This window comes from Akkermansiaceae bacterium, from assembly GCA_017798145.1.
Taxonomy (GTDB): Bacteria; Verrucomicrobiota; Verrucomicrobiia; order Verrucomicrobiales; family Akkermansiaceae; genus Luteolibacter.
The window spans coordinates 176,670-194,135 of the sequence record CP059069.1; the positions used below are offsets into that span (position 1 = coordinate 176,670).

Here is a 17,466-nt window from a genome sequence, read left to right on the forward strand (position 1 = left end):
CCTCCATGCGCTGAAATCGGACATTCTTCGCCACCCGGCGGACATGGGAGCAAATTCGATGGCATCGGTCTCCCACCCGATGGCAATTGGATTCCATGGGAAATTTTAAGCCTTTGGAAAACGGCATCGTGGGGGTCGCCACGATCCTTGGTCTCATTGCGTGCGGCGGCTCCGCGTCCGCACAGGACATCCGGGTCACCGGCTCCCTGAGCTCCTTCGCTGGGACGGTCACGCAGGCCGACGTCACCCAACCGTTCTGGGGCACGAGCGATCTGACGGTCGGCTCCTCGGGTTCGGGGACGCTTTCGATCAGCGGCGCGGGGGAGGTCACCCTTGGCGGGATTACAAGCATTAATGGCGGGTTTACCCAGAGCTTGATCGAGGTTATGGGCGGGAAACTTACAACCCAAGGCGAACTGCGCGTATCCGGCGGATCGCTTTCGATCAACAATGGCGGCACGGTCGTCAGCCAGGGGGTCGTTTTCCTTGGTGATAACGGCGCGGGATCGGCCACGGTCACCGGCGGAAGCTGGAGCCTTGGGACCGATCTGCGTGTGGGTTTCTTCGGTGCCGGCAGCCTGGAGATCGGCGGCACGGGATCGGTGATCAGCAACAACGTTTACATCGGGGGACGCACTTCGAACGCCGACAGCGTGGCGCGGATCAACGCAGGGAGCTGGAACAACGTGACCAATATCCTCGTCGGCTCCGGATTGAATCAGAGCCGGGGCACCTTGGAGGTGGGTGGGACAGCGAATGTCACCACGGGAGGTGTGATCGTCGGCCTCGATGCGAACACCACGGGCATTTTCCGCCTGAACGGCGGGATCCTGAGCACGAACCAGGTCTCCAAAGGTGCCGGTGCGGGCTCCGTTTCCTTCGATGGCGGCACGCTGCGCCTGCTTCAGAACCAGTCCGCCCTTTTCAGCGGCTTCGCTCCCGGTGAACTCACCCTGAATGCCGGTGGTGGGAAAATCGATACCAACGGTTTCGCGGTGGCGACGGATCGCGTTTTTTCCGGCGCGGGCGGGCTTACGAAATCCGGCACCGGCACCCTCACCCTGAGCGGTGCAAACTCTTACACCGGCACCACCTCCATCGAGGCGGGGACTCTCGCGCTCAACGGCGGCCAGGCCTTGGGCGACTCCAGCGCCGTGGTGATGACGGGCGGCACCCTGCTGCTCAACGCTTCGGAAACCATCGGCTCGCTTGCCGGCGCGACGGGTTCCGTGAGTCTTAACGGGCAAACGCTCACCACCGGTGCCAACAACGGAACGTCGACTTTCGGCGGTATCATTTCGGGCAGCGGCGGCCTCACCAAGGCCGGCACCGGCACCTTTGCTCTCACCGCCGCGAACACCTTTGCGGGAAATACCATGGTGCGCGGCGGAGTCCTCCGGGCGGAGGGTGCGGGCGCGTTCAACACCCCCGGCCACACCCTTTCCGTGGGGGTTGACAGCGGTGACAACGGAACCTTCGAGCTGGCGGGCGGGGCGAATACCTTCGGCTCGGTCGCCGTGGGCGTGAACAGCGGAGCCACCGGTGCGCTGCGGCTGCTTGGCGGCTCGCTTTCCACTTTCCAGATTTCCAAGGGCGCGGGCAGCGGCTCCCTGCTGTTCGACGGCGCTCTCCTGCGCGCCACGGCGAACAACGGCAATTTCTTGAGCGGCTTCGGGGCGGGAGATGTACAGATCGGCGCGGGCGGCGTCCGGATCGACGACCAGAGCTTCAGCGTCGGCGTGACAGCAGGGATCGGCGGCAGCGGCGGGCTGACGAAAGGAGGGAGCGGAACGCTGACTCTTTCCGGCAGCAATGCCTATACCGGCACCACCACCGTGGAGGGCGGAGTCCTCGCGTTGGGCGGTGGCGCGGCCATCAGCGATTCCGGAGCCGTCCACCTCGCCGGGGGCACCCTCCGCCTCCTTTCCGGGGAAACCATCGGCTCACTCTCCGGCGCGGCTGGCACGCTGCTGGATCTCTCATCGGCGGGGCTGACGGTCGGCTCCAACAACGCCACCACGACTTTCTCCGGCAACATCAGCGGCGGCAACAGCTTCATCAAGGTGGGCGGCGGGACGATGACCCTTGATGGCGCCACAAACACCACGGCGAGCAACTTCATCCGCGAAGGCACCCTGCGCGTGACATCAGGCGGCTCCTTCTTCCAGCCGAGAACCACCTCACAACTGGTGAACATTTTTCTCAATATCGGATCCCTTACCGGTGATCCGGCGACATTCCTGATCGACGGAACCGGGACCTTCTCAGGCGGAGCCAATGTGCGGGTGGGGGACGCCCTCGGATACAACGGTCTCCTTGCCATCGACGGCGGGTCTTTCACGGCGGGCAACCTCTCGGTCGGCTACGAGGCTAACGGAAATCTCCGGGTTGCATCAGGCGCGGTGGTCAACGCCAATACCTTCCTACTGGGCGACAGGGCCAGCGGCAGCGGCTCCGCCACCATCAACGGAACCCTCAACATGACCGGCGGGTCGGGAATCATCGTGGGGCTGAACGGATCCGGCGCCCTCACCATCGGCAACGGCGGGTTGGTGAATGCGCCTTCGGTAGGTCTCGGCGCGTTTTCCGGCTCGTCAGGCTCGGTTCTTCTTTCGGCAGGCGGTGTCCTTCAGACCGGACAGATCGGAGGAGCCGCCGGAACGGCCTTCACCTTCGACGGAGGAACGCTACGCATCACGGGCAACCAAAGCATCCTCTTCGGCAGCTTGGGCACATTGCCACCGGCCATCACCGGAAACGGAGGCATCATCGATACCCAGGCCTTCGCCGTGGCGACCAACGCGGGCTTCACCGGCGCGGGCGGCCTCATCAAGAGGGGCAGCGGCTCCCTGACCCTCAACGGGGTGGCTGGAAACACCGGCACCACCACGGTCGATGCCGGTTTGCTCATTTTGGGCGGCGGCGACGCCATTCACGATACCGCCCCCATCATCGTGAAGGGTGGTGGTAGCGTCCGCCTCGAAGCCAGCGAAACGATAGGCTCCCTTGCCGGCCTCGAGGCTTCCGGTCTTGTTCTCAATGGTGGCAGCACCCTCACCACCGGTGGGAATCACAATACGACCGCTTATTTGGGCAGCATCACCGGCACCGGCTCATTGGTCAAAACCGGCACCGGCACCCTGACCCTCGAAGGCGTTGTCTCGCACGGGGCGGGCACCACGGTGAGGGGCGGCGCGCTTAGCATCGCAGGAAACGGCTCCCTCACGCATGCTGCCCCCATCGTCGTTGGCTCGCAGAGTGGGGATATCGCCCTGTTCGTCGCGGGTGGTTCTGCCGAGGTCACCACCGATGCGTTCGTGCTCGGTGCGGTAGGCGGCTCTTCAGGAACGCTTGGGCTCAATGGGGGCCGCATCACTGTTGGCCAAGTCTTGGCAGGCGGCGGGGGAGCGGGTGTGAGCTTTAACGGCGGCATTCTCCGTCTCGCGGGAAATCAGGGAAATCTTTTTTCAGGTTTCGGCTCCAGTGGGATCACCCTGGGCGCAGGTGGCGGCACACTGGATACCCAGGGATTTGACGTCGCCCCCGCGGTGCCCCTTTCCGGCACAGGCGCGCTCACCAAGGCTGGCACGGGGCGGCTCACTCTCGTAGGCGCGAACACCTATTCCGGCGGCACCGTCATCCAAGCCGGCACCCTGCGGATCGGGACGGGCGCATCGATTTCGGGAAACGTAAGCAACAGTGGATCGCTCGTTTTCGAGCGCACGGATGCCCACATTTTCGGTGGGGACATCTCCGGTTCCGGCTCCCTTAGCAAGACCGGCACCGGCACCCTCACCCTCGGCGGAAACAGCAGCTACACCGGCGGCACTACCATCCAACAGGGCACCGTGATCGCCGGCCATGCCAACGCCCTCGGCACCGGCACGGTCACCTTGCAAGGAGGGAGCCTGCGGGTGGAAACGGCCAATCTCGCCACCGGCGTCATCACCGTGGGCAACGGCTCCGCCACCGTCACCGGCAGCACCGCCGCCGCCCTCAGCAGCAACTTCATCGAGATCGGCAGCAACGGCACCGGCACCCTCGACATCACGAACCGGGGAACCGTCCGCTCGACCACCTCCTTCGTTGCCGGGATCAACGGAACCGGGAACGGAGCCGTCACGCTTGACGGGCAGTTTTCCAACCTCCAGGTCGGCACATTCGCCGGGCTCGGCTTCACCCCGGGCACGAGCGGCAGCATCACCCTCAACAACGCCTCGAATGCCACGGTGGCGCAGTTTGCGCTCGTGGGCGGCGAAGGTTCCGGGACCCTGTCCGTGCACGGCGGATCCTTGTTCCGGACAGAACAGGATCTGAACATCGGCTTTGGGGCGGCAAGTGTCGGTGCGCTCAATGTCCAATCCGGGGGCCTTGTCACCACGCGGGGAAATGCCTACAGCGGCTTTGCGGGACAAGGCAGCGCCAGCCTGGAAAACGGCAGCCGCTGGGACATCACCGGTTTCGCGGAGGTCGCCCACGCGTCCACCGGCTCCCTTGCCATCGCCAGCGGGAGCGTCGTGAATGTGGGTTCATCGCTGGCCATTGGCGTTGGCGCTGCGGCCAATGGTCAGGTCAGTGTGAGCGGTGTCAGCACTTCGCTCAATACCGGGAGCATCCTCGTCGGGCAGGCCGGGCAGGGCTCGCTCTCGATCACGGACCGATCCTTGGTTTCCGCGAGCGGACCCATCACCATCGGCGGCCTGGCAGGCGGCGCGGGAACGCTGAACATCAGCTCCGGCAGTATCCTTTCCGTAGGCGGGACGGACGGGCTTCGCGGCGGCGCGGGAACCCACAGCGTCAGCCTGTCCGCCAGCACCCTCCGGGTCATCGGCTCCTCCCTCACCTCCTCGCTGGACATGGCACTGGCACAGCAGGTCGTGTTCGATACCAATGGCTTCAACAACACGCTCAACGGCAGGCTCACCGGCAGCAGCTCCGTGCGGAAAATCGGCGCCGGCACCCTCACCCTCGGCGGGGACAACAGCTTCGACGGCGGCCTCACCGTGGCGGCGGGGAACCTCTCCCTGACCAGTGCCAACGCCGTCGGCACCGGCACCCTGACGCTCCTCGCCGGAAGCACGAACCTCGGCGGCGCGACCCCGAACATTTCCAAAATCATCTTCAACGGCGGCATCCTCAGCGGCGGCTCCACCTCCAACGTCGGCGCCTTCGAAGCCCGCACCGGATCGCTCACCTACGATCTCACCGGAGCCGCCGCCCTCACGAAAACAGGCACCGGCACCTTCGCCCTCAGCGGAAACAGCAGCTTCACCGGTGGGGTCAACCTCCAGAACGGCACACTCAGCATCGACTCCGGCACCGCCCTAGGAGCCAGCAGCGGAGTGCTCAGCCTCGAGGGAGGCGTCCTCAGGACGACCGGCTCCTCCACCACCCAGCAGTCCGTCCTTGTTTCGGTTCCGGAAAGCATCGTCGAAACCCAGGCGAACCTCACCTTCAACGGCCCGGTCTCCGGCAGCGGATCCTTCCGGAAAACCGGCTCCGCCAACCTCACCCTGGGCGGCGAAAACACCTTTGCCGGAGGCCTTGTCCTCGCGGCCGGAAGTCTTGCGATCACCCACGCCAACGCCATGGGTCCGGGCACCCTGACCTTGCTGGCCGGCAGCGCCGATCTCGGCGGCGTGACCCCGAACATTTCCAAAATCATCTTCGACGGCGGCATCCTCAGCGGCGGCTCCACCTCCAACGTCGGAGCCTTCGAAGCCCGCAGCGGATCGCTCACCTACGATCTCTCGGGAGCCGCCGCCCTTACGAAAACCGGCAGCGGCACCTTCAGCCTTGGCGGAAACAGCAGCTTCACCGGCGGGGTCTTTCTCCAGGGCGGTGTCCTCAGCATCGATTCCGGCAGCGCCCTCGGGGCGAGCGGCGGGTTGGTCAATTTCGAGGGAGGCAGCCTGAGGACGACCGCAGCCTCCACCTCGCTGCAGGACTTTTTCATTCCGGTCACGGGCGGCATGATCGACACCCAGGCGGATCTCACCCTCGCGGGCACGCTGACCGGCAGCGGGCTTTTCACCAAATCCGGAGAAGCCAGCCTGATCATAAGCGGCGAGAGCACCCATACCGGCACGTTCCATTTGACGGCTGGAACCGTTCAGATCGGAAACGGCGGCACTACCGGATCGCTCGCTTCCGAGAGTTTCACCGGCAACGGCATCGTGCGGTTCAACCGCGCCGACAACGTGACCCTGAACAACGTGATTTCGGGTCGCAACCAGGTTATCAAGGATGGCCCGGGCACCCTCACCCTCGCGGGCGTAAACCCCTACGCTGGCTCCACCTCGGTCATTGGTGGCACCCTTGCGATCTCCGGCTCGCTCACTGCGGGAAGAACGATCAATGTAGCCGGTGCCTCCACCTTTGAGATCGTTGACGGAGGATTCGTGAGAAGCGAAAACACAAGAATCGGCACAACCGCCGGATCCAACGCATTTGCGGTTGCGAGCGGGGGGACCTGGAACGAGTTTGTGATCGATGTTGGTCCGATCGGCGGCGGCACCGGCACTCTGCGGATCGGCGGCAGCGCCGTGGTAACAACAGGTGACCTGAACATCGGCTCGGCGTCAGGATCGAACGGTTTGGTTGAGATGGATTCCGGCCGGCTTACCGCCAGCCAGACCACTGTGGGCGGGTCATTTCTGGGCTCTAGTGGAGAGGGAGCCACGGGAAGCGGTAGCCTTGAAATCGGCGGCACCGCGGATTTTTCGTCCGGTTCCCTGTTCGTCGGCTCGGCATCCGAGGGCAGCGCGAGATTCACCGGTGGGACGACCAACGCGTCTCTCATCCTCGTGGGATTGTTTGGATCAGGAAGCATGGATGTCAGCGGAACGGCTCGCGTTTTGTCAAACTCCCTAACCGTTGGACTTTTCCGTAACGGCGTGATGGATGTCAGCGGCGGTTCGGTGGAAAGCCCCCAATTTTTCATCGGCAGCAACGCTTCCGGAACCGTGAACATCAGCGGCACGGGTGAGGTGATTGCCGGAATGACCCAAATGGCTGGAGCATCGGGATCGTCCGCAGCGCTTAACCTCCTTGGAGGGCGGTTGACCACCGCGGGATTCGCGAATCCCGTGGGCTCCTCCGCCATTGGCTTTGCTGGGGGCACGCTACGGCTTTCCGCCAATCAGGCGGATCTTTTCAGCGGCTTCGCGCCCGGGACGGTGAGCCTCGGCACCGGCGGCGGCACCATCGATACCCAAGGCTTCAGCGTTTCCACCCAATACAACCTCGGCGGCAGCGGCTCGCTGACCAAGCGGGGCAGCGGAACCCTCACCCTCGGCGGGGCGAACACCTACGGCGGCATCACGACGGTGAGCAGCGGTGCGTTGCTGATCGCAGGCTCCCTGCAAAGCCCTGTCATCCACATCGAATCCGGCGGCACACTCGGCGGATCGGGAACCATCCTTGGCGATGTGAACGTGATGGCAGGGGGCGCCCTCTCGCCAGGCAGCAGCCCCGGCACCCTCAGCACCGGCTCGCAAACCTGGGCGGGCGGAGGCAGCTACATCTGGGAAATGAGCGATGTCCTCGCGGGAAAAGGCATGCCGCAGGGCTGGGACTGGATGTCCCTCAGCGGCGCGCTGAACATCACCGCCACCACGTCCACCCCGTTCAACATCAACATCACCTCCCTCGCACTCGGCAACTCGCCGGGTCAGGTGCACAACTTCTCGGACTCGACGGCTTATTCGTGGATCATCGCCAGTGCATCCGGGGGGATCAACGGCTTCGACGCCTCCGCCTTCAATCTCGTAACCTCCGGCTTCGCGAACCCGCATACCGGCAGCTTCGGCATCGGCTCGGACGGCAGCGATATCTTCCTCACCTACACCCCCATCCCGGAGCCATCCTCCTCCCTCGCCCTCATGCTCGGCGCGATGCTCACCACGCTCCGGCGCAAAAGGCCAATCACCGGGAAATGAGGCCGCGTTCCCCGTCTCTCGAGCCGTATCTCTTCCGGTAGCACCTTGAAAGGTACCCCGGCGTCAGGCCCACCTCCGCCGCGACCTCGGAAAACGTCGCAAAGCGCTTGCAGCAGATCAGCTCGTGGGCGCGCTGCAGCCGCCGCGAGAGGATCACCGCAGACGGCGATTCCCCGGCGATCCCGATCACCTTGCGCCGAAGCTGCCTGTCGCTATAGCCGATCTGCTGCGCCAGCACCGCCACGGTGAAATCCGGAGAGGAAAGCCGCGCGTCGATGTGCGCGATCAGATCCTCCCACCACAGGGCGTTCCCGTCGTTTTCCCGGAAACCCGCAGGCAGCCGCACCCGCAGCCGCTGGTGCAGTTCGGCGATCGAAAACGGCTTGGAAAGGTAATCGTCCGCACCCGCCGCCAGCCCCTCCACCCTGTGATCCACCCCGCCCTTTGCGGAAAGCAGCACCACCGGCACTTTCCCCCACTTCGGCATCGCCCGCAGCCTGCGGCAGAATTCCAGTCCGTCGATCTGCGGCATCATCACATCGGAGAGGATGATGTCCGGCTTCGCCTTCCCCAATATCTCCAGCGCCTCCGCCCCGTTTCCGGCCACCTCCACGCGATAGAATCCCTCCAGATGCAGCCGCAGATACGTCCGCATGTCGAAGTTGTCCTCCACCAGCAAAAGCCTCGGCGCGTCATCCATCGCCCCGTTTCTCGCGTGCAACGGGCTCGTGCCGCCCACCGCCAATGGCCGCGGCACGGGCGGGGCGGAGAGATCCACATCCTCGGGATCGAAGTGCTCGCAGCCCGTCGGCAGGGTGAAACGGAACACGCTGCCCTTGCCCGCCTCGCTCTGCACGGAGATGCGCCCGCCGTGCAGCTCCACCATCTCCCGCGCGATCGCCAGCCCTATCCCCATGCCTTCCCTGGCCCGGTTTGCCCCGGAATCCCCTTGGTAAAACCTCTCGAAAACCCGCCCGAGCGTCTGCTCGTCCATGCCGATCCCCTCATCGGAGACCACCACCTCCGCCAACCCGCCTTCCCCCGGAGCGACGTGCACCCGCACCTTGGAGCCCTGCCCGGAAAATTTAAGCGCGTTCCCGATCAGGTTGCAGAGCACTTTTTCCAGCTTGGATTCATCAAAGAAAACCTCGCAAACCTCGGGGGCCGAAAACTCAAGCGCGATTCCCCGCTCACCCGCTGCCGCCACGAAATCATCCGCGATCTCCCTCGCGAAGCCGGCCAGATCCCGCCGCTTCACGTTCAGCGAAAACGCCCCCGCATCCAGCAACGCCAGATCGATCAGCTCGGTCAGCAGCCCGTCGAGCCTGCCGATGTTCCGCGCGACCATCTGCCAGGCCGCCGCCCGCGCCGCATCCGGTTCCTCCCCGTTCTCCAGATCCGCCAGCGGCCCGCGGATGAGCGCCAGCGGGGTCTTGATCTCGTGGGTCAGGTTCGCCAGCCAGTTGCTCTGCCGCCGGTAGGTTTCCTCCGCCGCCGCCTTCGCCCGCCGCAGCTCGCGCTCCGTTTCCAGACGCCCGGTCACATCCCGGAAATTGTTCACCAAGCCGCCGATCCGCGGGTCATCCGTCGCGTTGAGCACCGTCCCCTCCAGATAGATGTAGTGCCCCGCCTTGTGGCGGAAACGCACGATCTCCGTCTCCACGATCCCCGGTCCCTCCGCGAGGTGCGCGAAGCGCGGCATCACCCGCTCCATGTCATCCGGGTGGCAGAAATCGAACAGGTTTTTCCCCTCCATCTCCTCCGCCCGGTAGCCGTGGATGCGCTCGTTCGAGGGGCTTTCATACAGGATGTTCGCTCCCGTATCGAAGATCGATATCCCCTCGGCCGACCTCTCTATGAGCGCATGGAAATGCCGTCCCTCGCGCAGCATGCGCTCGGTTGCCTGGTGCCCTGCGGTCACATCCTCCGAATTGAGGAAATCCCCGTGCCGCCGCAGCCGCAGCCAGCGCTTCCCGCCTTCCGCCGCCGCCACGAGCGCGGTCCCGTCGCAGCCATCCCACCAGAGCATCGCGGACTCCACGTCGTCCAGCGCCAGTTCCTCAGGCCAGAGTCCGCCGGATCGCCCCTCCAGGCGTCCCGCGACGACATGACAAAGCGAAAGACCGGGAAAAACCATCTGATCCGGGCAGCCGTTGGCGATCTCATCCATTTTGCTCACGGACAACACATCGCCCCAATCATGGGGATTTCACTTAATTTATCGCACGCATCCGTACATTTGGCCGGGGTTGCCCCTCCGTGAGAACCCGGCTCGGGGAGCGCCTCGGTCTCGTATGTGATGGGCGTGGCGGGTGGACGGGGATTTTTCGGTTTTCCAGTCGGTGCATTTCCGCTTCGCTCCGGGAAGGAGAAGCGTGCGTCCCGCCGCTTTTCCACAACCCGGGCCATCTCCTTGTCCTCCGCAAAGGGGCTGGAAGCACCCTTCTCCATAACCATGATCGACTCCCACCATCATCTCTGGCGCTACTCGAAGGAGGAATATCCTTGGATCCCCGAGGGCTCGCCGCTTGCGCAAGACCAGCTCATTCCCGAACTCGAAACCGTTGCATCCGAATCCGGCGTGACGGGAACCGTCGTTGTCCAAGCCCGACAAGTCACCGGGGAATCCGATTTCCTGCTCTCGCTTGCGGATCAAACGGATCGCATCAAGGCGGTCGTCGGCTGGGTGCCGCTGATCGATGAAAACGTATCCGAGGAACTCGCCCGGCTTTCGCCGCATCCGAAGTTCAATGCCGTCCGCCACGTGCTCCAGGAAGAGCCCGACGAATATTTCCTCCGCGACGATTTCCACCGCGGACTGTCTCAGCTACCGTCCTTCGGACTGAACTTCGATCTTCTCATCTTCCAGCGGCAACTTCCCGTTGCCATCCAGCTTGTGGATCGCCAGCCGGATCTGCCCATCGTCCTCAACCACATCGCAAAGCCGGAAGCCCGCAACGGTCGGGTCGAATCCGGATGGCGCGAGGGCATGAAGGAAATCGCGAAGCGCGAGAACGTGGTCGGCGTGAAGTTCTCGGGACTGCTCACCGAGTTTCCCGAGGGCGAAGGCGATGCCGAAACCGTCTCCGCGTATTTCCACGAAACGCTCGAAATATTTGGAGCCGACCGGGTCATGTTCGGCACGGATTGGCCGGTTTGCTTGCTACGCACCGGCTACAAATCTTGGGCGGACACCGTCCGCAATCTCGCGGAAGGCCTTTCCGAACGTGATGCGATCCTTTCGGGAAACGCCGCACGCTGCTACGGGATTGCCTGAAATTCAGGGATGGAGTTCGATGGGAGGCACATCCTCCTCGCTCAACACCTCGTTCTCATGTGGTTTCGGAGGCTTGGAGCCCTCGATGAATTCGTAATGATCTAGGCCTTCGAAGAACCCTTCGAGGCCTTTTCCCTGCGCATGGTAGAGACGTGGGCGGGAATGGAGCTGCCTGAGGACACGGTCCGCATCCCCTGCCAGCACCGAAAGGTTCCTGCCGCGCACCGCGGAAATGTCGTTTCCGTATGTGCCGAAATAAAAGATGCGCGAGGGATCGATCCCCCACCGGTTCTCAAGATAGCGGAGCGCGACATCCTTTCCGCTGCGGATCGGGATCACATCGACGAATGCCTTCGCGGTCACGATCACCTTTGCGGAAATGCCCCTTTCCCGGAGCCTGCGCTGCAGGGCAAGCCTACCGGAGGCATGGTTCGCATCCATGAGGAACGACACCTTGAACTGGTGCTGGAAGCGCTCCTCCTGCATGCTCAAGCCTTCAACGGAGGAAAGCGCCTCGACAACCGCGCCACGGTTCCATCGGGTGCCGATCTGGTTCTGCCAGCGCTCGTCGGGAACACCGCTCTCGCCGTAGCGGATCTCGGCGCCGAGCCCGGAGATCACGAAACCCGGCAAAGGCATCCCGCAGCGCCGGATCACCTCCCATGCCTCGTCGAATGAGAGCCCTGTTGCGATGCCGAAACCGATCGGCTGATCCGTGAACACACGGTTCCAGCGCTCGACCAAGTCGGGAGGTTGGTCCTCGATGCGCGGCAAGAGATCCATGACCACCCAGCGTTCGCGTTCCACAAGCGATCCACGGGATTTGCTGCCGCGGACAACCGGTTTAGGTGGCAGGATCCGGAAAACCTCGGTCAGGTAGGTATCGACGTGCGCGGCCCATGAGTAGTGGTTCCTCACCTCCAGATGGCCCGTTTCGGAAAGTTCCCTCTGACTTGCCGGATCGGAAAGGATTGCCTCGATGGCATCGCCCATCGCCTTCTCGTCGAGCGGGTCGACAAGCGTGCCGTTCCGGCAGTTTGCGATGATATCGCGTGGCCCGCCGTCGTGGGTTGCAACAAGCGGCAGGCCAGCTGCAGCGGCTTCCAGAAGCGTTAGCCCGAAGGGTTCCGTGAAGGCTGGGTTGACGAACACACCCTTGCGCTCGGAAGCCCAGCGGTAGAAACCGGCGACCTCCGGCGCCTTGTGGGTCTTCGGATATGCGATGGAGCCATAGAGGCCTGCGTCGTCGAAAGTCCTGAGGAGTTCGAGCCACACCTTGCGTGTTCCCGGGGGGAGTTTGTCTAGCGTTTCACGGTTGCCCCCGATCACGATCAGGTTCGCGTTTTCACGGAGCCATTCGTTTCCGGCGAAGGCGCGGACGAGGCCTGGGAGATTCTTGCGCTCGTCGGCTCGCGCGATCGTCAGCACGGCGGGCTTTGAGGCATCCTGGAGAAACGGGGCGAGCTTCGCATCGATCGCCGATGCCATTTCAGGCGCGCCCGGCCCGTCGAAGCGGGACAGGTCGACCCCGGGAGGGATCACGCGCATGCGGCTCTCGGAGTGCTGGTCGTAGAGGGCGTATTGCTCATCCACTTCCTGGCGGGTGCTGGTGCATACCATGCTCGCGGCATCGAGGCTGAGTTCCTCGGCCTCGATGCGGGCGGCGAGGTTGTAGCGTTTTTCCATTTCCTCCGCATCGACGCCTCCCTCGACCAGCCGCTGTCGCTTGACCCGGCCGAGCGAGTGGCCGGTGAAAACAAACGGGCAACCGAGCACGGCCGCGATCTGCCTGCCGACGTAGCCTGCATCGGCGTAGTGGGCATGGATCAGGTCGGGCACGCGTTTTTCCCTGCGCAGGTAGGCAAGGGTGCCGTCGATGAAGGCATCGAGGTGCCGCCACATGACCTCCTTGCGGAGGTAGCGCCGCGGGCCGGCCTCGATGCGGATGATGTCAGCGTTTTCATCGAGGATTTCCCGCAGCTCCGCGTAGTCCGGGGAAAGCTTGGGATCGAACACCCGCCGGGTGACCAGGGAAACGCGCCCGACGCGTCCATCCTTCGCCAAGGCCTTGACGAGTTCCAATACATAGAGGCACTGCCCGCCCGTATCGGGATCACGCCCGAGTTCCATGTCCTTGCCGCGGATCAGGCCATGGATGGAGATGTGGATGATATCCAGCTTCCTCGTCTCCGTGAAATCGATGTTCGCGCTCATGAGGCAGACGGGTGTTGCTTCTTCGCCGGGAGGATTTCGGGGAAAACCCCGTAATGCAAAAGGCCTTCGAGGACGCCCGCCGCGCATTTTCCGGATGCATGATATGCCCGTGCCTCGCCAAGTATCCCAAGCAATTCCGGCTCCGCGTTCCCCGGTGCGATGCCGCGCACGCCATCGAGCAGGAACATCGAGGAATCGTTCCCGGTGTCGCCCGCCACGACGATCTCGTCGGATCCGATGCCGAGGTGGGCGCAGAGCCAGGTGACGGCGTTGCCCTTGTTCGCGCGCAGGGGCAGGATGTCGAGGTCGCGCGAGGAGGAATAGATTGCCTGGGCATCCACACCCGCCGCGTGGATCTCCTTTTGAAGCTCCGTGATGTCGCCCATGGTTCTGCCATGCCAGAACCAGCTGTTCTTCCAAGCGTGCTGCTGCTCGGGAGGCTGCTCGGTGATATCCGGTTTCCTGGAAACAATCCGCCTGGCCATTTCAAGGTCCCAGCCCTCGTTGAGGGCTTCCGCGAAGCCGTCCATCATGCCGCCGGAGGAAACATCGTAGATCATCGTCCCCACGCCGGTGATGTAATAGTCCGGCTCAGGCAGGCCGGAAATTTTGATCATGCGCTGCGCGTCGCCATGCAGGCGTCCGGTGCTGTAAACCAAAACAGGCCGCAGCGTCCCGCCGGACATCCATGTTTCCGCAAAATCCGCCGTGGCTTCCGGGACACCCAAGAGGGTTCCGTCAAGATCCGAGCAAAACAGCCGGACGTTCTTTTCCTGTGACATCGCGCCAAGGCTAACACCCCTTGGCAAAGCCCTCAAGGGATTCCCCCTAACAGATCATTCCGCGGTGGGTGGCGCGCCATCCTCGGGTGGCTTCGGGAGCAGATCCGTCCAGGCATGGAGTTCGTAGCCATTGCCAAGCCCGCCGATTTCCTGCAGCAGCTCGTGGCATTTTTGACGCCATGCCTCGTAATCCGGCGGCCCGGCCTTGGGCTCGCGGGTGCCGGGGAAAACCACGTAGCTCACGCTGAGATCGGAGACCGGGCGGCTGTAGGGGCTGGCCCTGTCGTTGATTTCCTTGGCGAGCCGCAGCGAGGCCTCGCCCACCTTGAAGGTTGGGCCGCCGTCGCCGACGATGCACGGGTAGGCTTTCCCCGCATGGATGACGACCGCGTAATCCCCGACTTTCGGGGCGTAGGGGTCGCTGCGGTCGGTGAGCAGGTTCACGGGGATGACGATGAAGGGGTCGTACTCGGCGATGAGGTAGCTGCGGGCTTTGAGGTCGGAGATGCCGCGCCTGAGCATGGCGATCCGATCCGTCAGCCAGCGTTTGCGGTCGGCGGTGGTGGCGGGATCCTTGAGTTCCTTGGTGCCGTTCTCGATGCGTTTTTCCCAGCCGGCGACCATGGGGTTGGGGGTCTTGGTGCGTTTCGGCCAGCCGTAGCTGGTGAAGGGTTGGTAGTGGGTGGAGTTGACGATGGAATCCGGCATCGTGGCGAGGCGGTCGCCATCGGAGCCGTCGGAGACCACATCCATTTCCGCCTGCATGAAGAACACCTTGCGCCCGCCTGCGGAGCGGAGATGGAGGATGGTGTTGCAGTCGAAGACGTTGTGTTTGGTCAGGAGTTCGTTGAGGGCGTTCGCGTCACGGCGGATGCGTTCCGACTTGTTCTTGTAGAGTGTGACGTACCAGGGGGAGATTTTCGCATCCGGGAGCATTTTCGTGAGGCCGGGGAGGATTTCGGAGAGCTTGGGGTGCCCTTTTCCAGGTTCCGAGATGTCTTGTGCGGCCTTCGGGAGGCGGAGTTTCAGCTGGTAGCTGGCGGTGAAGCTGTCCTCGAGCTTCCTTTCCACAACAGCGGTCTGCCCCTGTGAGAAAACCACCTCTGTCTCAAACGGGATGCCGATGCCGAGCTTCCTCACGTCGGTCACTTTTCCCTGCGGCATGACAGGTGCGGGCGGGGCTGGCTCGGAGGGTTTCACCGGCTGCTTCGTCGGCTTGAGGGCGGCGAGCTCGGCCTTGAGCTTTTCGTCATATTCCGTGCGCAGCCGCTGCTCGATCTGGAGGGCGAGGGTTTCCTGTTCGGCATCATCCGCAGCCTGGGGTGCACTGCGCAGGATCTCCTTGAGGTGACGGCTGATCTTCCCGGGGATGCTCGTGAAAAGCAGGCCGACTCCAGCCAGCACCAGGATCACAAAGCCGATGCCGAACCACGGGATGCCTTTCCCGCCGCTTCCCCTGTGCACATTCTTGCCTTCCATGGGGCAAACACTAGACACGGCAGGCGGTGTGAATCAACCGATCTTCTCCTCTCCCTGCTTGCCAGCATGGCAGGCATTCCGCATCCTCGCCCGCGTGTCCCAGTCCGCCGAGAAAGCCTTCGAACTCATCAAATCCGCCCATGGCAGGGGAAGGCTGGCCCATGCGTTCCTGATCACCGGGGCGGAAGGCTGCGGTAAAGAGGAGCTCGCCTCGAAAATCATTTCCCTTTTGAACGGAAGCGGCGATTCCGGCGGGATGGATCTTTTCGGCGATCCTGTGGAGGAAAAAACTCCTCCGCTCGATGAGCAGGAAGGCGGATGGGTGCGCATCATCCGACCCCGCTCGAAAAGCCGCCAGATCACCCGCGACGATATCCGTGACCTAGAGCACACCCTCCATCTCGCCGCGCCTAAGGGTGAGACCAAGATCGGGGTGATCGCGGATGCCGACAGGATGAACGAGAATGCCGAGAACGCTTTCCTGAAAACGCTCGAGGAGCCACCGGATCGCACTTTGCTGATGCTGCTTTCCACCAAGCCGCAGCGTTTGCTGCCGACGATCCTTTCCCGTTGCGTGCAGGTGAAGCTGAGCGGCGGGCGGCCGCTCGGAGAGGGCGGGGGGGATGAGCTGGTCGCGGAGCTCAACAAGGTCGCGGGGCGTGGCTTCGGCACCCCCATGGCGGCGCTCCACATGAAGGCGGTTTTCAGTGATTTCCTTGCCGAGAAAAAAGCCGATGCCGAGGCGGCCGCGAAGGCAGCCGCCAAGGAGGAATCCGCAACCTACAAGGACGGCACCGACGGCACCTGGCTGAAGGAAAGGGAGGACTACCACAAGGCCGCCGCCGAGGCCGATTACCTCGATGCGCGCAACCGCTACCTCGACGTACTCATCGCATGGCTCGCGGATCTCATCCGCATCAAGACCGGAGCGGGCGGCCTGGATTTCCCCGCGTCCGCAGCCCAGCTCTCGAAAATCGCCGAGACGGAGACGGTTTTCCAGATCGGCAAACGGCTGGATGCTCTCGATCGCCTGCGCCAGACCCTCGATACAAACGCTTCGGAGCCGTTGGCGCTGGAGGTCGGCTTCCTGCGCGCCTTCGCCTAGAACTCGTTTTCGGCAAACTCAATGCCCTCATCGACGGTGCTGACGGATTCGAGGAGCTGCTCGAGCCCTTCGAGCAAAACCTCCAGCCCAAGCTGCCATTTCGCATCCTGGAAAGCGGGTCCGGACATTTCCAGGAGATGATCCAGCGCCTCCTGCTTGAGCAGGGGCTCCAGGCCGTAGCCGGGGACGATGGCGGACTCCTGGCGGTAGGGGTCGATGAGGATGAGCAATGCGTGGTTGTCCTTGCCGCGTTTCGCCTCGCCAGCAAAAGCGCCGGCATTGAACAGCCAGAAGGCATGCATGGTGAAAGGATGATCCGCCGGAAACGCGTGCATCACGACCTGGATGACAAGCTGCGGAAACCGCCGCTGGATTTTCTGGATGATCTTGCAGATTTTCCCCGCCACCCCGTTCTTGAGCTGTCCCGTGGTGTCGGCGACCATGGTGTTGAGCCGGGGAAGGGCGCCCACCAATGCGGTGGTGCGCGGGAAAGTGAGCATGCACGCCGGGCATTCCGGGGCGTTGGACCAAATCGGGGTCTGGCAGTAAGGGCAGCGCGTCACTGGCGGAAGATAGGCAGGAATCCGGGGCGTGGTCGAAGAGAAAAGACAGCCCGGGGGTTGTTCCATGCTTGACCGGAGCACGCCCTGCAAGCTCCCTCAGCGCAGA

At 63.5% G+C, this 17,466-nt stretch carries 8 protein-coding genes; 3 read left to right on the top strand and 5 right to left on the bottom strand.

The genetic code is table 11. From position 1 onward, the window contains the following. Nucleotides 1-95: 95 nt before the first annotated feature. Nucleotides 96-7,940 (top strand): autotransporter-associated beta strand repeat-containing protein, encoded by a 7,845-nt coding sequence (locus HZ994_00840; GenBank protein QTN30931.1) that lies wholly within the window; start codon nt 96-98, stop codon nt 7,938-7,940. Here HZ994_00840 and HZ994_00845 read toward each other — a convergent pair. Beyond that, a complete protein-coding gene (locus tag HZ994_00845) occupies nt 7,927-10,119 on the bottom strand; it encodes a response regulator (GenBank protein ID QTN30932.1) in 2,193 nt (730 codons plus the stop codon). The genes HZ994_00840 and HZ994_00845 overlap by 14 nt on opposite strands. 234 nt (nt 10,120-10,353) lie before the next feature. Here HZ994_00845 and HZ994_00850 point away from each other — a divergent pair, with 234 nt between their 5' ends. Then, nucleotides 10,354-11,217: an amidohydrolase family protein gene (locus HZ994_00850; GenBank protein QTN30933.1), complete on the top strand. Its 864-nt coding sequence runs from the start codon at nt 10,354-10,356 to the stop codon at nt 11,215-11,217. Between the two features lie 3 nt (nt 11,218-11,220). On the opposite strand, the gene HZ994_00855 is transcribed toward HZ994_00850, so the two are convergent. From HZ994_00855 to HZ994_00865, 3 genes are read right to left on the bottom strand one after another with little or no spacing between them, the layout of a single operon-like run. After that, nucleotides 11,221-13,431, bottom strand: coding sequence for a glycosyltransferase (locus HZ994_00855; protein QTN30934.1), 2,211 nt, complete (start codon nt 13,429-13,431; stop codon nt 11,221-11,223). Continuing rightward, nucleotides 13,428-14,213, bottom strand: coding sequence for an HAD-IIB family hydrolase (locus tag HZ994_00860; protein ID QTN30935.1), 786 nt, complete (start codon nt 14,211-14,213; stop codon nt 13,428-13,430). Before HZ994_00860 ends, HZ994_00855 begins: the two co-directional genes overlap by 4 nt. Nucleotides 14,214-14,267: 54 nt before the next feature. Continuing rightward, the gene (locus HZ994_00865) at nt 14,268-15,692 is read right to left on the bottom strand and encodes a glycoside hydrolase family 75 protein (GenBank protein QTN30936.1); all 1,425 of its coding nucleotides are present in this window, start codon (nt 15,690-15,692) and stop codon (nt 14,268-14,270) included. Between HZ994_00865 and HZ994_00870 the strand changes: the two genes are divergently transcribed. Then, on the top strand, nt 15,691-16,797 hold the full coding sequence (locus HZ994_00870; protein QTN30937.1) for a hypothetical protein: 1,107 nt from the start codon (nt 15,691-15,693) through the stop codon (nt 16,795-16,797). The genes HZ994_00865 and HZ994_00870 overlap by 2 nt on opposite strands. Here the strand turns inward: HZ994_00870 and HZ994_00875 are convergent. Further along, nucleotides 16,794-17,297, bottom strand: a complete 504-nt coding sequence (locus HZ994_00875; protein ID QTN30938.1) for a hypothetical protein — start codon at nt 17,295-17,297, stop codon at nt 16,794-16,796. The two genes, HZ994_00870 and HZ994_00875, sit on opposite strands and share 4 nt — an antisense overlap. Nucleotides 17,298-17,466 lie beyond the last annotated feature (169 nt).

Bases quoted from the DNA above. Each gene is read 5' to 3' on its own strand.
- HZ994_00855 (QTN30934.1), bottom strand. From the start codon at position 13,431: ATGAGCGCGAACATCGATTTCACGGAGACGAGGAAGCTGGATATCATC.
- HZ994_00870 (QTN30937.1), top strand. From the start codon at position 15,691: ATGGGGCAAACACTAGACACGGCAGGCGGTGTGAATCAACCGATCTTC.
- HZ994_00860 (QTN30935.1), bottom strand. From the start codon at position 14,213: ATGTCACAGGAAAAGAACGTCCGGCTGTTTTGCTCGGATCTTGACGGA.
- HZ994_00865 (QTN30936.1), bottom strand. From the start codon at position 15,692: ATGGAAGGCAAGAATGTGCACAGGGGAAGCGGCGGGAAAGGCATCCCG.
- HZ994_00875 (QTN30938.1), bottom strand. From the start codon at position 17,297: ATGCTCACTTTCCCGCGCACCACCGCATTGGTGGGCGCCCTTCCCCGG.
- HZ994_00840 (QTN30931.1), top strand. From the start codon at position 96: ATGGGAAATTTTAAGCCTTTGGAAAACGGCATCGTGGGGGTCGCCACG.